The organism is Lachnospiraceae bacterium KGMB03038 (genome assembly GCA_007361935.1).
Lineage (GTDB): Bacteria > Bacillota > Clostridia > Lachnospirales > Lachnospiraceae > Massilistercora.
This window is the reverse complement of the sequence record CP041667.1, coordinates 794670-812565: the sequence shown is the minus strand read 5'-3', so window position 1 is coordinate 812565 and position 17896 is coordinate 794670. Positions and strand designations below refer to the sequence as shown.

Annotated in this window: 15 protein-coding genes and 1 pseudogene; all 16 read right to left on the bottom strand. The window is 42.9% G+C overall.

Annotation, left to right across the window (positions count from 1 at the left end):
- Positions 1 to 17: 17 nt before the first annotated feature.
- Positions 18 to 3311, bottom strand: a complete 3294-nt coding sequence (locus FND36_04010; protein QDW73271.1) for a DUF4145 domain-containing protein — start codon at positions 3309 to 3311, stop codon at positions 18 to 20.
- A gap of 23 nt (positions 3312 to 3334) precedes the next feature.
- Positions 3335 to 4420 (bottom strand): restriction endonuclease subunit S, encoded by a 1086-nt coding sequence (locus FND36_04005; protein ID QDW73270.1) that lies wholly within the window; start codon positions 4418 to 4420, stop codon positions 3335 to 3337.
- 38 nt (positions 4421 to 4458) lie between these two features.
- Positions 4459 to 5427: a tyrosine-type recombinase/integrase gene (locus tag FND36_04000; protein QDW73269.1), complete on the bottom strand. Its 969-nt coding sequence runs from the start codon at positions 5425 to 5427 to the stop codon at positions 4459 to 4461.
- 62 nt (positions 5428 to 5489) lie between these two features.
- Positions 5490 to 5951 carry a hypothetical protein gene (locus FND36_03995; GenBank protein QDW73268.1) on the bottom strand — a complete coding sequence of 154 codons (462 nt, stop codon included), beginning with the start codon at positions 5949 to 5951 and terminating at the stop codon, positions 5490 to 5492.
- Between the two features lie 2 nt (positions 5952 to 5953).
- Complete coding sequence (locus FND36_03990; GenBank protein ID QDW73267.1) at positions 5954 to 6415, bottom strand: DUF3990 domain-containing protein; 462 nt, start codon at positions 6413 to 6415, stop codon at positions 5954 to 5956.
- A gap of 589 nt (positions 6416 to 7004) precedes the next feature.
- Positions 7005 to 7535 (bottom strand): annotated as a pseudogene (locus FND36_03985) (restriction endonuclease subunit S).
- 22 nt (positions 7536 to 7557) lie between these two features.
- Positions 7558 to 9072: an SAM-dependent DNA methyltransferase gene (locus FND36_03980; protein ID QDW73266.1), complete on the bottom strand. Its 1515-nt coding sequence runs from the start codon at positions 9070 to 9072 to the stop codon at positions 7558 to 7560.
- Between the two features lie 122 nt (positions 9073 to 9194).
- The gene (locus FND36_03975; protein QDW73265.1) at positions 9195 to 9947 is read right to left on the bottom strand and encodes a nucleotidyltransferase domain-containing protein; all 753 of its coding nucleotides are present in this window, start codon (positions 9945 to 9947) and stop codon (positions 9195 to 9197) included.
- A complete protein-coding gene (locus FND36_03970) occupies positions 9925 to 11190 on the bottom strand; it encodes an RtcB family protein (GenBank protein QDW73264.1) in 1266 nt (421 codons plus the stop codon). The genes FND36_03975 and FND36_03970 overlap by 23 nt, the downstream gene beginning before the upstream one ends.
- A 72-nt stretch (positions 11191 to 11262) precedes the next feature.
- Positions 11263 to 12174 carry a WYL domain-containing protein gene (locus tag FND36_03965; GenBank protein QDW73263.1) on the bottom strand — a complete coding sequence of 304 codons (912 nt, stop codon included), beginning with the start codon at positions 12172 to 12174 and terminating at the stop codon, positions 11263 to 11265.
- Positions 12161 to 13414 (bottom strand): WYL domain-containing protein, encoded by a 1254-nt coding sequence (locus FND36_03960; protein QDW75531.1) that lies wholly within the window; start codon positions 13412 to 13414, stop codon positions 12161 to 12163. The genes FND36_03965 and FND36_03960 overlap by 14 nt, the downstream gene beginning before the upstream one ends.
- A gap of 104 nt (positions 13415 to 13518) precedes the next feature.
- Positions 13519 to 14922, bottom strand: coding sequence for a HAMP domain-containing histidine kinase (locus FND36_03955; GenBank protein ID QDW73262.1), 1404 nt, complete (start codon positions 14920 to 14922; stop codon positions 13519 to 13521).
- Positions 14913 to 15572 (bottom strand): response regulator transcription factor, encoded by a 660-nt coding sequence (locus FND36_03950; protein QDW73261.1) that lies wholly within the window; start codon positions 15570 to 15572, stop codon positions 14913 to 14915. Before FND36_03950 ends, FND36_03955 begins: the two co-directional genes overlap by 10 nt.
- A complete protein-coding gene (locus tag FND36_03945; GenBank protein ID QDW73260.1) occupies positions 15565 to 16359 on the bottom strand; it encodes a lantibiotic immunity ABC transporter MutG family permease subunit in 795 nt (264 codons plus the stop codon). The genes FND36_03950 and FND36_03945 overlap by 8 nt, the downstream gene beginning before the upstream one ends.
- The gene (locus FND36_03940) at positions 16356 to 17123 is read right to left on the bottom strand and encodes a lantibiotic immunity ABC transporter MutE/EpiE family permease subunit (GenBank protein QDW73259.1); all 768 of its coding nucleotides are present in this window, start codon (positions 17121 to 17123) and stop codon (positions 16356 to 16358) included. Before FND36_03940 ends, FND36_03945 begins: the two co-directional genes overlap by 4 nt.
- Positions 17120 to 17824, bottom strand: a complete 705-nt coding sequence (locus tag FND36_03935; protein QDW73258.1) for a lantibiotic protection ABC transporter ATP-binding protein — start codon at positions 17822 to 17824, stop codon at positions 17120 to 17122. Before FND36_03935 ends, FND36_03940 begins: the two co-directional genes overlap by 4 nt.
- Between the last annotated feature and the right edge of the window lie 72 nt (positions 17825 to 17896).

Below are 17896 nucleotides of genomic sequence, written 5' to 3'. Positions count from 1 at the left end.
TGCTATTAAATATTTAGTCAAGCCGCCGCATTCGCATTAATTCTATCGATCACCTTTCGGATCCCGTTCCACACACTTATATCCGTAAATATTTCCGCAATACTTCCATGATCTGTAAAGGGCGCCCCCTGCAGAACAGATAAGTCTTTCATGATTCCATTATGAACAATATACTCTACAATTTGATTTACGAAATAAATCTGTCTGCTGTCAAGATTCGTCTTCTCCAAGTATTCGGAAAAGGCTTCTTTTGCCGCATTCATATCTAACCCCACAATCTCGCGCACAAATTCTCCCAGCGGCTTCTGTCCATATTCTGCTTCGTACTCTTCTTTTGTCCCTAATTCACTCCACAAAATCTCCTCCAGCGCTTCGACATCGCTTTGTGATAAAGGCTTATTCTTTTTCAATTTTGCGATAACGATATGGTCTTGATGTTGTCTTACATAATATTCCGCTTTCGCTTTATAGTTTTTTAACTCGTCATTATCCAACTCTGATTCTTTCCATTCCATAGACAGAATATCATCTTCAAAATTTGTATCATAACGATGCTCGGTTTTCGGAATATATTTCATCAAACCGCGCAGGTTCTTTCGTATATGCTCAAACTCATCGATCCCTGCATTGTCCAAATAATCTGTATGAAGGATCTTCTCAATCAACTCCCCCTGCACCATAATCTCTGGAATGTTTGCCACACTCGCAATCGCTTTTACCTTCCTATATAGATCGTTTCTTGCTTTCCCATACTTTTTCCCCGCAAGATAAGCAAGTTCCAAACCATAGAGCAACGCATCAAAACGAACCGCACTTGCCTCGTCCCCATCCGGCTGGATCAAGGGCGCCAGTTCCTCCTGAACAAGTAAAGTGTCCTCATAATTCAAAGTTTGGTAGTTTTCCTCTTTGGCATACAACTCTACATACTTCAAATGCTGTCGCACCGCAAAATTCTTTCGGTTCAGGCGCCTTACCTTACCGCTCAACTTTTCTACCAGCGCATTGCGATAAGCAATCAGCCGGTCCGTTTGATATTGAAGGTCCTGAAGTTTAAAGGCCATCTGAAATTCCAAATTAAAAATCGCTCCCTGAAGAGCCAGTTGGTTTGCAGTCGCTTTTCCTTTATTCATTCGAAAGAATTCAAAATTCCCACAAAAATCAAAAATATAAAACTTGGTTTTATCCTCTCCATCCAGCAGTCCCGGACAAAGCCTGGTTCCTCTTCCGATCATCTGCCAAAATTTCGCTTTACTCATGACTTTCTTAAAAAATACCAGGTTTAGAACCTCCGGCACATCAATTCCGGTATCCAGCATGTCTACGGAAATCGCAATCTGGGGCAGTTTTTGGGGATCTGAAAACTCATCGATCGCACTCTGGGCATAGGTCATGTAATTATCAATAACCTTGGCATATCCGGGAAGATTCGGGTACTCTTTGCCAAACACCTCCAATATTTTTTCCGCATGATCGTGATTTTTTGCAAAAATAATGGTCTTTCCCAACATCTCCCCATAATTAATCCTAAGCCCCTGCTCCATCAGTGTATTTAAAGCCTTCTTTATCGTATCTTCGTTAAAAATCCAAGAATTCAACGCCGATGAACTGATTTTCTCTGGAAGTTCACCTTCCTCATTCTGGAAGGTTTCTTCATATTCCGCCTTATCTTCCTCTGAAAGCTCATCATAAACGATCCCCTGTTCCACGAACTTCAGAGTTGTCTCTACGGAAAGAAAATCTACCAGGTACCCGTCTTTGACGGCCTGCGCCAGATCATATCCATAGGTAGGCACTCCATTTTCCAATTCAAACACGTTGTAAGTATTTTTATCAATTTCATCTTTAGGCGTTGCTGTAAGACCAACCAAGGGTGCGTCAAAATATGTAAAAATATCCTTGTATTTGTTATAAATAGACCGGTGGGCCTCATCGCAGATCACGAGATCAAAATGTCCACAGGTAAATAGCTTCCCTTCCGTATCTGCTACAGAATCAATGCAGTTGATCATCGTTTGATAGGTGGAAAATACGCAGTGGGCCTGATAATTATCCTTTTCTTCGCAAAGATTTGTCACAGATAAATCCGGCAGCAAATTCACAAAACTTCTCTTTGCCTGTGTCACAAGGGAATTACGATCTGCCAAAAACAGAATATTTTTCACCCAGCCGCAATGCAGCAAAACTTCACAGAGGGCAATAACTGTCCTGGTTTTCCCAGAACCCGTGGCCATGACCAACAGTGCTTTTCTCCGATTCTTCTTTCCAAAGCTGTCGCATACTGCCTTAACAGCCCCTTCCTGATAGTATCTTCCGGCAATATTTTTATTCACAGAAATATGCTCCAGGCTTGTTCGCATAGCCTGAAGATTAAACCATTTTTCCAAATCCCTCTTTGAATAAATGGCAGCCGTCTTTCTCTCTGGATATTTTCCGTCATCAATCCTGGTTTCAAATCCATTGGTAAGGAAGATTACTGGTCTGCGCCCATACTTCTGTTCCATTAGATCCGCATATAATTTAGCCTGCTGGCGTCCTTTTGCCGGATCTTCACAGATTCGTTTTGCCTCCACGATCGCAAGCGGCTTCAGAGAATCGTCATATAGTACATAGTCCACTTTCCCAACTTCCGACTTATTCGGCATACCAGAAATCTCTACTTCATTGATCCAATTCTCCCCTTCTATCCATCCCGCATCCGTAAGCATAGTATCTATATAGATTTTTCTGGTTTCGTATTCTGTCAAATCTAAAGGTTTTGTTACATAAGTCTGCTGTTGTTCTTCCCGCCTTGCAGTCAATTCTGCTTTCAAAGATTTATTCTCATTAATCAAAGCTTGCAGATCAATCTCCGATATCTGCGGTATTGTCATGAAAGAGGCCTTCTGCGGCTGCTCCAGATATTCCTTATGAAATTCCCCTGGCACATAATGTTCCCCATAGCAATACGCGACAAAGTCCAGAAAGATATAGAGATTCTCCAGGCATAGTTTCGCCTTATCCATAGAAATTTTCTTACCATTATGTGCCGCGCTGTTTCCAACTTTCCGTATAAAATCCAAACGCCGCCAGATATCAATCCCCACGATATCTCGGAAGTCTTCTGTATTCATAAGGCTGACCAGCTTGTCCTGATACGGTCTTTCCAGCGATTTATCCACGGAATACATCCATTTGATCGCAAATTCCATAGCCCGGCGACAGTTAATGACACTGGCTTCAACGTCAATATTTAAAATTTTTTCCGCCGAAACTGCCACATTAGAAAATGTGTCAAACTGCGGCTCTTTTTTTAAAAAATCAAAGTTGGTCATTTTCTATCACCTCTTACTTTGTATTATTTCACCATATAATTATACTGTGTATAAAAATTCATAAGTTTCGATTTGTCGACTCGGGCGACGAAATCTGCAAACTGGTTTTGAAGTGCTAATGGCGGTAAGGGCATTCGAAACCCCTCAATCTCTTTTCTATTAACCTTCGGCAAATTTGTACGAGAACTAAATTGTAAAATGTAATCCAAAAAGTAGTTAGAACGCATGGTAACCGCAAGAAATACACGATTGCAATTTTTCGCATTAGGTAGTATGGGATACGCATCTGCCGAACACAGCCCATCAAAAGATGGCAACGCTACTTTGTTTAAATTAGGACGAATTTTACTGTATATAATGTGTTGAGGTGTAAAAATATACTTTCCGCTAATCACACCATCTTCTCGCACTGTCCGATACCCCTTTAATTCTCCTGTACATTTCTCGATACTATCAATACCAATATGAACGTAGTCTGCGTATTTTTCATAATCGGTAGTCATATTTCCATCGATTTCAGCAAATTCAGTAAATTTCCGAACTGGCCACTTCCCTGGATTCTCTTTAAAATCCCCAAACATGTCGACAAATCGGGCTTTGATTAAGTCGTCTAATCTTTGAAGTTGATATTTTTTTGTCCGGTTCACAACGCATATTTTTTCAAAAATTGTTGTACATTTGCGCTGGTCATCAATACAAATATGAGGGACCAGCACTTCTTCTAGCTCTTTTCGTCCTATCGCCTTGAAAGTACTGCCTGTACCCTTATTATTTAGTTCTCCATTTTTTGCCTTTAGTAGCCAAAATATGTATTCTGGTAGAACCTTTTCTTTGCAGGGTGTTAATGCCGCTAGACCACGTCCTATACAACAATCTTCTCCTGCATAATTCATCGCACCAATTGGTGCCCTGACAGAAATAAGAATATCTTCTTTTTGAGCCACCTTTAACGGTTTAGAACACCATTTTCTTGCCACAGGATATTTCTCTCCAAAATCAGCATTTCCTTGAAAAAAAGGCATTCCCTCACCAACATCGTTATAAGTACTTGAATTTGGTGACTGCCCCATATTAATCGAGCAGACATCCTTTAGAAAAACATATTCCATTATTTATTCATCCCCACAAATATCAATCTGCATATTCCCTATGCAATATATTTTTGATGAGATGTCTTCACATTATTTTGATTCACAATGGCATACTGCATGGTTGTATCTATCTGAGAATGTCCTAATATCTTCTGTACCTGTTCAATTGGCATCCCTTTATCAATTGCCCTCGTTGCCATCGTTCTGCGAAATTTATGGGGATGTATCTTATTCAAGTTCAGTGATCGTCCAAGTTCTCTTAGCCGAATTTCCACCCCACTGATCTTAAGGCGATCATGCGGCGCATCTAATGTAACAAACAGCGCCGGATTATTATCCATACGGCTTTCTATATATTCCTTTAAGTGTATTTTAGCTTTTGCATCAAAGTAAACTCGCCTTTCCTTATCCCCTTTCCCAAACACAACGCACTCCCGTTGTTCGAAATCTACATTATCGATATTTAAGCTCACCAATTCCCCTACTCGAATACCTGTAGAATAAAGAAGGTCGATCATAGCGCGGTCTCTTAAAACCTTGCAGCCGTCTCTTATTTTTTCAATATTTTCATCAGAGATTATTTCCTTTACGACGGTTTTTGTCTTTATCTTATGGATTCTTCTCATGGGACTTTTTAATATAAAATCCTCTTCCTCAAGCCATGAAAAAAAGCTGGATATATTTCTTCGAATATTATCAATCGTAACATTACCGCAATGATTTATTTTTTGGTAATCTACAAGATATTTTCGCAACTCTTCCGTCGTAATTCTTCGTATTGGTGTTGCTGTATGTAAAAGCAAATGTTCTATAGTAGTCTGATAATATTTTAGTGTACGCTCGGAACAGCCTTCAATCTTTTTCGCCTCCAGGAAGATTTTCAGATATTCTTCATTTGTAATATTCTCTTTTTGAATCTCATTTTCTACAAGATTTTTTAACAATACCTCCTGTAGCTTTTTCATCTGGGCGATGCTGAGATACTCTGCCATTTCGTTTAAAATACTGACCAGTTTTTCTTCCATCGTATCTTCTCCTTTTTTACTAGGAGTATATCAAACTTCTGGCAATTGCATATAATTACTTTCTAAATAATTTTATTCTCCATAAAACATTCGAAAATATAGGACGGATTCTCATAGTAAAAACTGCTGTTATAATCGTCAATCTTTTCACTCACTATCGAGTGGTAAACTTTTATCATTGCGTCAATTATATCTATCTTCTTTTCCTTAGCCACCTGTTTTATTAACCTTTTATACACTTTGCCAATATCCCAATACGTTGGAATTGAATACGTACACTCTCCCACATTATCGAACTGGCCTTCTGAGATATTCGCTTCCTCTATAAAATCCTGACATACCCGGTCTATATTATCACTATGGTATACGTCTGCCAAATCATATATTTTCTTCAATCGTTCTTTTCCTAATGCATCTACGATATCTGATCTCTTATTATGAGTCTGCCTGGCAATATAATCGATCAGGCTACAGGTAAAAAACAAATCATTATCTTTCGGATCTTCTCTCCCGTTTGGATTCATAATTATTTGACCTCCTCATATCCTCGATATTCCAGACATTTTAGAGCGGCATTTGTGCAAAAATTAATCTGATGGGTCGGATATTTAAATTTTGCTAATGACCAAAACTGCTCTCTCGTAATTATTCCCTCAATATAATCAGAAATGTAATTATAAATCTGATCATTCGCCATAGCTCCAATTACAATATCATAATCATGCTCTTTTCCGCCTCGGCAGGCAATGATAAAATCCAGCCACTCTTCTGACATTTCCTGAAAATCTTTAATCTTTAATCCCATATCAAGGCGCACATCATAAATAGAAACAATCTTTGTATCATAGCGCCGCGCCCAACGCTGTGCCTGCTCCTTAATAATTGTACAGTAAAACCCCGGGCCAAAATCTTTTGTATTCCGCCCAATTCTGATTTCTGGCCTTGGAATCGCTTCATATCCACCATGAAATACTGTCATTTTTCCCATATATTTACCTCTCTCCAAAATATTCCTGCATCAGACTATCAAAAAGAAGCTGGGTTTTATCCAGTGCTTTTTGTATTACAGCTTTCGATTTGTCGACTTGGGTGACGAAAGCGGCGAATTGATTCTGTGTATCATTACTAGGTATAGGTATCTCTAATTTGCGAATATCACCAAGCGCAATAAATTTCTGTGTCCCGCCACGTACTTTGCTTATCACTGCTCTTTCGAAATAATCCGATTCCAACAATGAGCGTATATAAAGATTACAAACGGGCACTTGTGCAGGGAACTTTATCAACGCCACATTTTTTATTGCAAATGTAGGTTGTTCTATATCCACAATCACAGGTTTCCCTACAGTACCAATCATAGGCATAATAATATCACCAAAATCAACCTTAGATCTTTCATTGATTTGATGGTATGCTTCTTCAGAAATAAAATTACATGTTGAAAAATCAATATATCCACTCGTAACATTTTTTGAAGTCACTAGGGGATAGCCTGTCGTATAATACTCCGGCGAATCGTGTGTGCCATCTCTAACATCACATACTCTGCCGAGCGCCCGTTTCTCCCAGCCGAACGGGTTGTCCACAGGATCCCCAAACATCTCGACAAATCGGGCTTTGATTAAGTCGTCTAATTTTTGAAGTTGCTGCCGATAGAGACGCTTTATTACATCTACTTTATTAAGTTGATTTACAATTTTCACCTGCTTTTCAAGCGGAATATTTGGAATCAACATCTTCCTCATTGTCGCCTGTGTTAACTTCTGTCTTGTTGCACCATTAACAAGTCCATCTGTGTTGTAAAACATTAAGGAATAACATAAAAAATCAACATCCACTCCTTCCTTAGGCTTTAAGACATGAGCATGATTATTCACCCAACACTTTCCGGAGACTCGGTAAGCAATCGGTTTTGTTTTAGAGCCAAAATTCCCCCCATCTTCTGCTAATAATACAAGTTCATCATCAAAGATATAATCCGCAACATAATCTTGTATCCCATTTGCTCCATAATAAGGATATGGCCCTTCTCGTCTATCTGCTGCCGTGATCGGCACTCGCATAAAATCCAGTATTTCACAGCAGTCTTTCAATAACATTTTTTCCATCTCTATCCCCACAAATATCAATTTACACTTTATTATCCCGCTTTAACATCTCTTCCAATTCCTCTAGATTTTTTGCAATCTCTGTTTCCAGACTGCGCAAATCTTCCAAGATCTCCTCTGTCGGCGGATACTCCACTGGTACATACTCAATCTCTTTATACTTATTGATCGAAAGATCATAGTCATTCTCAGCAATCTCTCGTTTTTCCACAAAAAAAGACTGCTCTGTTCGTTTCCTGTCCAGCTCCTGTTCCAGATTACGATATCGCTGGATAATGTCCGGGATATCATTTTCTTTCACAGCAGTCCGCTTATCATCCAGGCTGAAACCGTCTGCTTGCATATCATAAAACCAGACTTTATCTGTACCTCCATGTCCCGTCTTTGTAAAAACTAAAATTGCTGTCGAGACTCCGGCGTATGGCTTAAACACGCCAGAAGGCATAGAGATGACTGCTTCTAGACAATTCCCCTCTACCAATTCCTGTCGGATTGCTTTGTGGGCTTTAGAAGACCCAAACAACACACCATCTGGTACAATGCAGGCACATCTTCCTCCAACTTTCAGCATTCTTATGAATAAAGCCAAAAATAAAAGCTCTGTTTTCTTTGTCTTACACACCTTCAATAAATCTGGAGACACTGTATCATAATCCAAGCTTCCCTTAAATGGAGGATTGGCCAGGATCAAGCTGTATTTCTCCTGATCTGGATTCTGGTCGGAAAGACTGTCCCGATATTCAATATATGGATTTTCAATGCCGTGAGTCATCATATTCATTGCTCCTATTCTGAGCATCGTTCGATCCATATCATAACCATGGAACATATGATTCATATAATGTTCCTTATTCTTCTGGTCGAAAAAGACTTCTTCTTTACAGTTTTCCTTCAGGTATTCTCCCGCCGCAACCAAGAAACCGGACGTCCCGCAAGCTGGATCGCAGATCATATCATCTGCTTTTGGCTTCATCAATTCCACCATCATACGAATGATATGTCTAGGGGTCCGAAACTGTCCATTTACACCTGCTGTCGCAAGCTTTGACAACAAATATTCATAAACATCCCCTCGCGTATCCGCTTCTTTCATCTGTGCCATCTGATCATAGATTGCATCCATAGCAGTGACTACCTTATCCAAGATCAATGGTGTGGGGATTTTAAAAATCGCGTCCCCCATATATTTGGCATAAGCGCTTTCCTTATTTCCATGCAGCTCTTTGATAAATGGGAACACCCATTCCTGCACTGTCGTATACATTTTTTGAGCAGGGAAATCATGAAAAACACTCCATTTTAATTGATTCCCTGCAATTGTACGCTCTCCAATCGTCACTTCCTCGGCAAAGATACTTTCATAGGGAAGACCAAGCATTGCGCTTTCTCTTGCCCGAAGATTATCCATGTCATCCAAATCCTTCATAAACATCAAATATGTCATCTGCTCAATAACATCTAAAGGATTCGTAAGCCCGCCTGTCCAAAAAATTTCCCACAAACTGTCAATTTTGTTTTTCAATTCACCTGTGATCATATTTCTATTTCTCCCTATTCCATATATAGGCAGTGTATTTCCACTTTAAATACACCATAGCATGGTATTTTATCTGTTTCAATATCAATTTAATCATATTTTTTCGAGGCGACTAAATTGATTTATAAAATCTCTTCTAAAAATAATTCGTTTAACGCTGTCCACTCTATGGTTTTTGCCTCTTCCATTGTCTGCGCTTTTTCTTGTATTTCGAAAAGTGATACGTCCAGATATTCATTGATCTTGTTTATCCGTGGGATTTCCTTTATCTCAGGAGAATGTACTTTTAGATCAAGAAGTTTTTCTACTTCACGCGCCAGTTCCTTCGGCAATTCAGCGTCCATTAGTTCTGAAAATAGCATAGGAGGCGGCGTACCTTTCTCCATGATCCAGCGGCAGGCAAGGACAGGCCTGAGTACATAAAAATATTTTTTTGCCTTTACCATATCACGCTTTAAATATTCCCGGTAGTTTCCGGCCGCCATATTGATGTAGTGATAGATCCCCCGCTTTGTCGAAAAATACTCATTCATAATTTTTCTGAACTTATCCGCGAATTCCGTCTGTGCATATACGATCGGGGAGGAAAACCATTCAAACAGCGTTGGGTTGGATTTATACAAGAGCCTCAACGTCTTCTGCAGATCCCAGCCGTTTATATCGAGAACATCATCTATTGGCAGTTCTATCACATCTCTGATCGTCTCCAGACGAAGATAATCGTTCTTCGGGCGAACATAAATAAATCTGACATCATAATCACTGTCAGGGGAAGCGAAGCCCCAGGCACGGCTGCCCGACTCCACTGCAAGAAGGATCCTGACATTTTCTGTCTCTTCAATCTCCCGGAGTTTACCGCGGATCTGTTTCTCCATGTTTGCCCTCCTTTCTCTTCATCCACGGCAAATCATCCTCCGCCGCCTTAAAATTGTATACCGGTCTGATAATATCCGTCACATCAACCGACTCATTTATTACATCGATAATATCCTCTAAAGACTTATAAACCATAGGCGCCTCATCGATGGTATTTTCATTGACAGAGGTTGTATAGATCCCTTCCATAGACGCCTTATAATCCTCCAGGTTCAGGGAACGCTTTGCCATAGTCCTGGACATGACCCTCCCCGCCCCATGGGGAGCAGAATAATTCCACTCGGGATTCCCTTTTCCTCTGGCAAGTACAGAACCATCGCGCATATTGATCGGAATCAGCACTTTTTCACCGGCGTGTGCCGCAATCGCCCCTTTTCTTAGGATCATTTCCTTCGTATCAATGTAATTATGGATCGTATGGAAGGATTCCACAGCACTCATGCCTGTTTTCTCCAAAATGATTTCTGCCATTCTTTCTCTGTTTCTGCGGGCAAAACGCTGGCAGATATCAACGTCATGGAGATAATCATCCAGAAGAGAACCGTACAGCCAGCAGAGATCGCTGGGAACTTCCGGCTTTTTTACGGTATATTCTTTTTCAAGAGCTTTCAGCGCATTCTGGATTTCCATACTTCTTCCTTGTGCCTTGTAAGTACGGATAATCTCCTCTCTTCTGAGAAAATACTTCTCTTTGCCAGTATGAAGGTCAATCGCAAGCTGCTGATATATTTCCGCCACCTGTTTTCCAAGATTCCGGCTGCCAGAATGGATCACAAGATAATAAGATCCGTCAGAAGCCTGATCCACCTCAATAAAATGATTCCCGCCTCCCAGCGTTCCAAGCGAACGCTCCAGCCTCTTTGTATCGTTTAAAGAACGATAGCAGCGCAGACCAGACAGATCAAATCTTTCTGTCCTGCCCTCCCATACATTCATACCAGATGGTATAAAATGACAAGCCTCATCGATGCGTTCGAAATCAAGTAACTGTTCTGCCAACTTTATCGTATACATTCCACATCCAATATCAACGCCCACAATATTGGGGCAGACTTTATCCTTCACGGTCATCGTGGTCCCGATTGTGCAGCCTTTGCCGGCATGTACATCGGGCATGATCCTGATCTGGCTGCCTTCTGTCAGCTCATAGTCGCACATTCTGCGGATCTGCTCAACTGCGCCTTCCTCAACAATCTTCGCATAGCAGACAGCGGTATTTACTTTCCCTTTTATCTCAAACATGGTCTCATCTCCTTTCACAATACTATTCTACTTTTCACAGCGGGATCTATCACGGAAAAAAAGTTGCGAACATTACTGCCCGCAGCTTTTCTGATCCATCAATCTTTGTTTTATCAATCCTATAAAATGCTGAGGCGCCGTTACCCGAATCAACGGTCCAAACGACAGCACCCTGATCACAATCTCTGTTTCATCTTCCTTGTCGTAATATACCGTGATCTGATATCTGTCGTCCGCGATCTTCTCAGCCTGCTTCCGAAAGTGAGCAAAATGCAGGAGCGCCCGTTCCAGGGCATTCCTCCGATCCTTCAGCTCAAATACAACGCTGCGTTGTCTGCGTGTGCCCCGCTGTCCGCCGCAGCTTTTAGAGATCTTTTCCGAAGGTCTGCAGTTCACGATTCTTCCCAGATTGATCGTGTTTCCACGACGGTCTCCAGCGCCGATCAGACGGAATTTATCATCTTTCTCCGAATATTCCAGACTTTCAGGAAAAATAGTCCTGCCCAAGACCTCCCCTCTCCGGTTTTTTGTTTCTATATACAATGGATATTTCTTTCTGACCGCGTTGAGAATTATTCGAAAATTCGCTATGTAAGTCTCATCTTCATAAGCATCGCCGTCATTATATCTGTCAAAAACCAAGATATCCTCAGGAAGAAAAAGCGGTTCAACGTCTGGAAAATCTAGATCAAATTCTCCAAACAGACGGAGGCGGGAATCCTGGGCAATTGATTTCAGCCATCTTTTTTGAAGCGTTGTCAACGGCATATCCGGTTTCCTCTTGATAGGAGTGGTTCCGTCTGGCTTTAGAAGCTTCCACCTTTCTTCTTTGAGCGCTGAAGGAATGCTTAAAATGCTCTCTCCAAAGGCCTGAGATTCCACGATCGTTTTCAACTCATCGTTACTTAGCGGATGGCTGACGGCCTCTGCCAGCACAGCCGCGACTGTATGATAGTATGTGCTGTATAATTCACTGAAAATCATTTCTTTCACCGCTTTCCAAACCGTAAAGGACATACATCGACCGGATGTCCGCCCAAAACTGGTCTTCCAGTTCCTTATTCGATATGCTGAGGCTGACGATCCTGCAGATAAACGTACGGATCCAAGGGATCATTTCGCTTGCATCATATACATCTGCCGCAAACCGGCTGGTATGTTCGTCCAGGTGTTCAACTGTGCCGATTCGTTTCTCCCGCTCTAAACGTTTTGGAATATGCCGCTCTCCGTCTTCATATCGTACTGTGAATTCGACATGTTCCATGGGTTTCCCAGACCGGCTTTGTGTGCTGACGCCCCATATGTGGGGAAGCATCTGATCCAGCTTTGTCTGCAGTTCATCAAAATGTCCGCGGATCTCATCTGGCTTCACGGAAATGATATTGTCAGTCCTGAAAGGCATTATCCGCTTAAAGCGATGAGAATACGCCATCAGGTACTGTCTGCCGTTTTGCACACTGATCATAATTCGAAGAGGAACCACGCGGTTTTCTGTGATTCGCTCCTTATAGTGATTCACATTCTCAAGAATGATACTTCTTTTTTCTCTCATGGCCTCAAAAACAGCACAAAGGACTTCACTGTCCAGAGCCCCGGTGATATAGTGATGCTTAAATGACAGATGAGACTCTCTTTCCTGAATCTTATCAAGCAGAAATGAGCCTATAACGCCACAAGGCGCCACTTCAGAAAAAAAGTCGAGCACATCTTGATTCAGTTCACAGCCCGTCTGTGCCCGTCTATAGACTATGGTTTTTCCCTTTTTCTCTGCTATCATGATTCCTTCTGAAACATATTCTTTTAGCTTTTTCCTTACTGTAGACTCATCAAACATTCTGGAACCATGAAATTGAGAAAGGTATCCATCTATACGCTCAGTCAGCTCCTTTACTGTCATCCTCACCTCAGGATCAGAAAGAATATCAAAAATAATAAAATAAAGAGTAATATCGCCATCTGTAAAGCTCTTGGTCTTCCAGGCTTTGTACAAAGGATTATGCCTTGATACACGAGTATCTATAGAAATGAAAACACGTTTTCCATCTGTCCTCTTGCGGAACTGCATATAGTCACCCAGCCAGCTTTCAAAACGGCGGCGTTCATTATCATAGGAACGGGCGCTTTTCCTGGTATATTCCTCTCTGCTCTTAAATCCATAGACATAAAACTCCCGCATGTAATCGCGAATAGAATTAAAGTTTTTTACCAACTCACTGTAGGCCATATTGATCACCTCTTTGCCTGCCGTCTTCCCATATGCCACTTTATCTCGAGCTTTAGTTATAGTATATCACAGCTCTCTACTGATTTTCGTAATTTTAATTATCCTCAACTTATAGATATGACGTTTAACATAATCCCCATAACAACTTCCGCCCCATTCTCATAATTGCCAAATTCCAGGAATCCGCCCTGTTCTTCCAGAAACCGTTTCGCGATGGCAAGTCCCAGTCCCTGGTGCTTCCTGTTATGGCGGCTGTCGTCTCCGCTGTAGAATTCCTGATCCGCGTATTCCAGATCCTTTGGGGAAAATCCAGGTCCATTGTCCTGGACAGCGACGGTCATATATTCTTTTCCTTCCCGCTCGCACTGTCCCAGCCGTACCCGGATCCCCCGGCTTTTATCTGTGTATTCCCCTGCGTTGCTCAAGATATTCTTCCAGGCCCTTAAGAGACATTCCGGACAGCAGATAAGATCTCCCTGTAACTCTTCCGCCTCATAATGCACCGGGATTTTATCTGCCGCGGCGATCTGCTCCGCCGCCCTGCGCAGTTCCTCCCCCAGTTCTGCGCAGGAAATCTTTTCCGCCCGATACTCTTTCCCATTTCCATACAGCACCTGTTTCATATCTTCCAAGTATTGCTCAATGTCTCTTACATTGGCCAGAATATAATCCGCGCACTCTTTACTTTCCGGTGAAAGCTGATCCTCTGCCAGAAGCTCCGCATTCCCCTGGATGACCGTAAGGGGCGTTTTGATGTCATGGGCCAGTGCAGTCAGTTGTTCCTGTTTCTGCTGTTCCATTTCCCACTGTGTTTCCAAAGAGGTTTTCAGAGCGTCTTTCATTTGGGAGAGGGACGTCATGACCCCATCGATCTCTTTGATATCGGATGGTTTTGTCTCAAATTCCAGATCATGATCCCCGATCTTATCGGTAATCTTGCGAAGATCTCCCAGTCTTTGGTTCAGTCTCTTGGCAAAATGCCTGGAAAGAAGAACCGCGTTCAGGATAAATAAAGCGGCAGTCAGTACCAGAGACATAGCCTCTGGAGACGGTAATCTGCCGTTCAGCGGTTCCCAGGCATATCTGACATACAGACCATATTGGACAATACAGACATCTCCGCTTTCCTGCTCGATAAAACGGTAATAAGCTCCCGATGGCGCGTAGATACTTTCTTCTTGATATTGCCTCCAGGCTTCTTCCCTCTCATCCTCCGTAAAGCTTCCGGATTTCCACTCTCCACTGGGGCTGTAGATGCCGTAAGTACAGCCCTGGGGAATCCATTCTTCCACCGATTCCCCCGCCCCTTTAATGTCCCGCGTATGTTCCGTCAACTGTGTTTCCGCGTAATTGGCCGGCAGCGCGGCTCCGGTATATACACTGCCGATCAGCGCGGCGGTACAGCCCACAGCGATCAGAATTGTCGTCACACAGAATAAAACAGCAAATTTCAGGAACAGCCCTGCCAAGGTTTTTTGTTTTCTTTTTTTGATTCTCTTTATTTCCATCGGTATCCGATCCCCCACACTGTCTCTATAGGATTGATCCCAAATTTCTGGAATTTTGCCCTGATATTTTTGATATGCTCTGTGATCGCCGAACTGCTGCTTTCTCCGTCAAATCCAAACACATGCTCCAAGATGCGTTCCTTGGAAAACACCTGATTCCGGTTCAAAGCCAGATATTCGCAAATGTCATACTCAGCCTTTGTAAATCCAATTTCCTGCTCCTGACAGCAGACTTTCCGCTCCTGCATGAGAAAGCGTACTTCACCGATGGATATGGCGTGCTTTTTCTCCCGATTTTCCCGCCGGATATGGGCGGCAACTCTGGCTCTTAGTTCTCCTATCCCAAAAGGCTTGGTAATATAGTCGTCTCCCCCGATGCCCAGTCCCTCCATCACATCTTTTTCCTCATTCTTCGCGGTCAGAAAAAGAATCGGACAATCCACCCGGTCCCTGATCTTCCGGCATAATTCAAATCCATCTATGCCCGGCATCATCACATCCAGAAGGATCAACTGATACCTTGCCAGATCTTTCTCGTTTACTTTAAGCGGATCGTCTAAGGCGGTCACCCTATAATTTTCTCTTGAGAGCGCTTTTCGCATCACCTCCAAGATTCCCCTGTCATCATCGATCACTAATATCTCAATCATTACACTGCCTTCCTTCATAATAATGAAACCATATTCCGATTATCACACAGATCAGCAGCAAGAGCAACAGGCAGATCATCCCCGCTCTTTTTGCTTCTTCTATGTAAATTCTTCCCGCCTCTGGCCGAAATGCACAGTTTAACACCAACATGCCCCCTCTGGCGCTCCATGTACATGGAAAAAACATCCATCTTTCTTCTCCCAGTCCGGTCAAAAACAGCGCAGATAATAGAAACTGCCCTACTCCCACACACTGGGATACCGTTTTGGAAAACTGAAGATTCAAAAACAGATGTTCCAAATATAAGGGAATACTTCCCAGAGCCAAGACCGCCGCCAGCTTCAGATACAAAGCTGCTGGAATCTCTCCTTTTCCAAACAGGAAATAGCTGCCAAGTCCAAACAATGCCACTCCACCGGCAACTGCCAGAGTCCCCAATCCAGAAAGGGCCAGAAACTTTATTGCCAGGTTCTTCCACTTCTTCATAGAATTTCCCAAGAAAACCTGAAAATGATTTCCTTCCTCCAATCCTACATTCCCGGCACACACAATACTGACCAGGAGGGGCAGCGCAATGCCGATCATCTCCGCAAACCCGCTGATCCGGCTTGGTTCACTCCATTCTGCCAGCCTATAATAAGCCAAGAATATCACACTCCCCACCAGGGGAACCATTCCGTAAAAGGGGAGTAAAAAAGTGTGCCGCATCTTCAATAGCTCCGCCCTCATACTGCGGATGAAGGTCCCCATTGGAAAGCCGCCCTCCTTTCGAGAAACTTCTTTCATTTGGAAGACACCTGCCTTCCGAACCACTTTCTGCTTCCCCACCACAGAACCCCAAACCAGAGCAGGGCCGCCGGAATTCCAAGAAACAGGCTTCCCATTTCCGTCATCTGGACGGAATAAGTCATCGATCCCGGCTGGGCGATCAGCCCATTGGGCAACACTCCCAGAACCGGACACATCAGTCTTGCGGTGATCGCCCCTGGAACTAACGCAAACCAGGAAGTCAGAGAAACCGCGGCCGCCAAAACCGCATAAAGCCCCACATGGATCACCAGCATCAAAAATGTGCTCATTTTCTGGGATAAAAAGAGACAAAAGGGAATCTCCCACAGAGTCGTCAGCCACATCAGGACACCCGCCAGGATCTGCGCCCCAATAGAAGGCTTGGCCAGATACTGTATATGCAGGATACTTTCCATCAGTTCCCCGGCCAAAATGGTAAAGACTGTGACACAGATCACAGAAACTCCAGAAATCACAGCGCCAACAAGGATTTTCCCATCCCAGATCTTCTCCATGGCACAGGGCAGGGACCAGATGGTATGATTCTTCTTTCTTTTATCCTTTCCTCCGATCAGACCGCACAGAATCCCCAAAAATCCCGGATACATCCCAATATACCACCAGTTATAGCTGTCTACAGCGAAAAACTGATGGGTCAGCCAGGCTGCCAGAAAAACTGTGATCAGCGGCATACCCACGGCAAGCCCTTTCATAGAAGTATGACGGTATTTTAACATTTCTGCTCTAAAATAGGTTTTCATCTGTCTTTCCTCCCTTTTGCTGTGACTTCCATGAACAAGGCCTCCAAGTCCTCCTGTTCATCCACTTTTCCTTCAAATCCCAAACGCCCGCCTGATATAATCCCGATATAGTCCGCAGTCTGCTGGATTTCGCTTAAAATATGGCTGGACAGGATCACCGTGATCCCTTTCTTTGGAAAACTTCGGATCAATTCCCGCAGTTGCTGTATGCCCAGAGGATCCAGGCCGTTGATCGGTTCATCCAGCACCAGCAGCTTCGGGTGATTTAAAAGAGTAAGGCCGATGCCAAGTCTCTGTTTCATTCCAAGGGAAAAGGCTCCTGCCTTTTTCTTTCCTGTATCCCCAAGGTCGATCAGGGAAAGCACCTCCTGGATCCTCTCGTCGTCAATTCCAAGGAGAAGGGCCCGCACTTTTAGATTCTCCCACGCCGTCAGGTTCTCATAGATCGGCGGCGTTTCGATCAGCGCGCCAATTTGAGACAAATCTTCCCTGGTCCACCTGTGCCCTTGGAAAAAGACGGCGCCGGATGTAGGTTTCAAAAGACCTGTGATGCTTTTAAGCAAGGTGGATTTTCCTGCTCCATTTGGCCCCAGAAGCCCATATACACAATGTTCCGGAATTTTCATAGAGACTTCCCTTAACACTTTCTGCCCCTTAAATTCCTTCGATAAGTTTTTGATCACTACAATATCTTGTTCCATATAAAGTCCTCCTTATCTGCTTTACAAGATCAGCATAAAGGATGATTCTAAGGAATTTATAAGGATATGTAA

Excerpts from the sequence above, each read along its gene's own strand:
- FND36_04010 (QDW73271.1), bottom strand. The coding sequence starts at position 3,311 with ATGACCAACTTTGATTTTTTAAAAAAAGAGCCGCAGTTTGACACATTT.
- FND36_04005 (QDW73270.1), bottom strand. The coding sequence starts at position 4,420 with ATGGAATATGTTTTTCTAAAGGATGTCTGCTCGATTAATATGGGGCAG.
- FND36_04000 (QDW73269.1), bottom strand. The coding sequence starts at position 5,427 with ATGGAAGAAAAACTGGTCAGTATTTTAAACGAAATGGCAGAGTATCTC.
- FND36_03995 (QDW73268.1), bottom strand. The coding sequence starts at position 5,951 with ATGAATCCAAACGGGAGAGAAGATCCGAAAGATAATGATTTGTTTTTT.
- FND36_03990 (QDW73267.1), bottom strand. The coding sequence starts at position 6,415 with ATGGGAAAAATGACAGTATTTCATGGTGGATATGAAGCGATTCCAAGG.
- FND36_03980 (QDW73266.1), bottom strand. The coding sequence starts at position 9,072 with ATGATCACAGGTGAATTGAAAAACAAAATTGACAGTTTGTGGGAAATT.
- FND36_03975 (QDW73265.1), bottom strand. The coding sequence starts at position 9,947 with ATGGAGAAACAGATCCGCGGTAAACTCCGGGAGATTGAAGAGACAGAA.
- FND36_03970 (QDW73264.1), bottom strand. The coding sequence starts at position 11,190 with ATGTTTGAGATAAAAGGGAAAGTAAATACCGCTGTCTGCTATGCGAAG.
- FND36_03965 (QDW73263.1), bottom strand. The coding sequence starts at position 12,174 with ATGATTTTCAGTGAATTATACAGCACATACTATCATACAGTCGCGGCT.
- FND36_03960 (QDW75531.1), bottom strand. The coding sequence starts at position 13,414 with ATGGCCTACAGTGAGTTGGTAAAAAACTTTAATTCTATTCGCGATTAC.
- FND36_03955 (QDW73262.1), bottom strand. The coding sequence starts at position 14,922 with ATGGAAATAAAGAGAATCAAAAAAAGAAAACAAAAAACCTTGGCAGGG.
- FND36_03950 (QDW73261.1), bottom strand. The coding sequence starts at position 15,572 with ATGATTGAGATATTAGTGATCGATGATGACAGGGGAATCTTGGAGGTG.
- FND36_03945 (QDW73260.1), bottom strand. The coding sequence starts at position 16,359 with ATGAAAGAAGTTTCTCGAAAGGAGGGCGGCTTTCCAATGGGGACCTTC.
- FND36_03940 (QDW73259.1), bottom strand. The coding sequence starts at position 17,123 with ATGAAAACCTATTTTAGAGCAGAAATGTTAAAATACCGTCATACTTCT.
- FND36_03935 (QDW73258.1), bottom strand. The coding sequence starts at position 17,824 with ATGGAACAAGATATTGTAGTGATCAAAAACTTATCGAAGGAATTTAAG.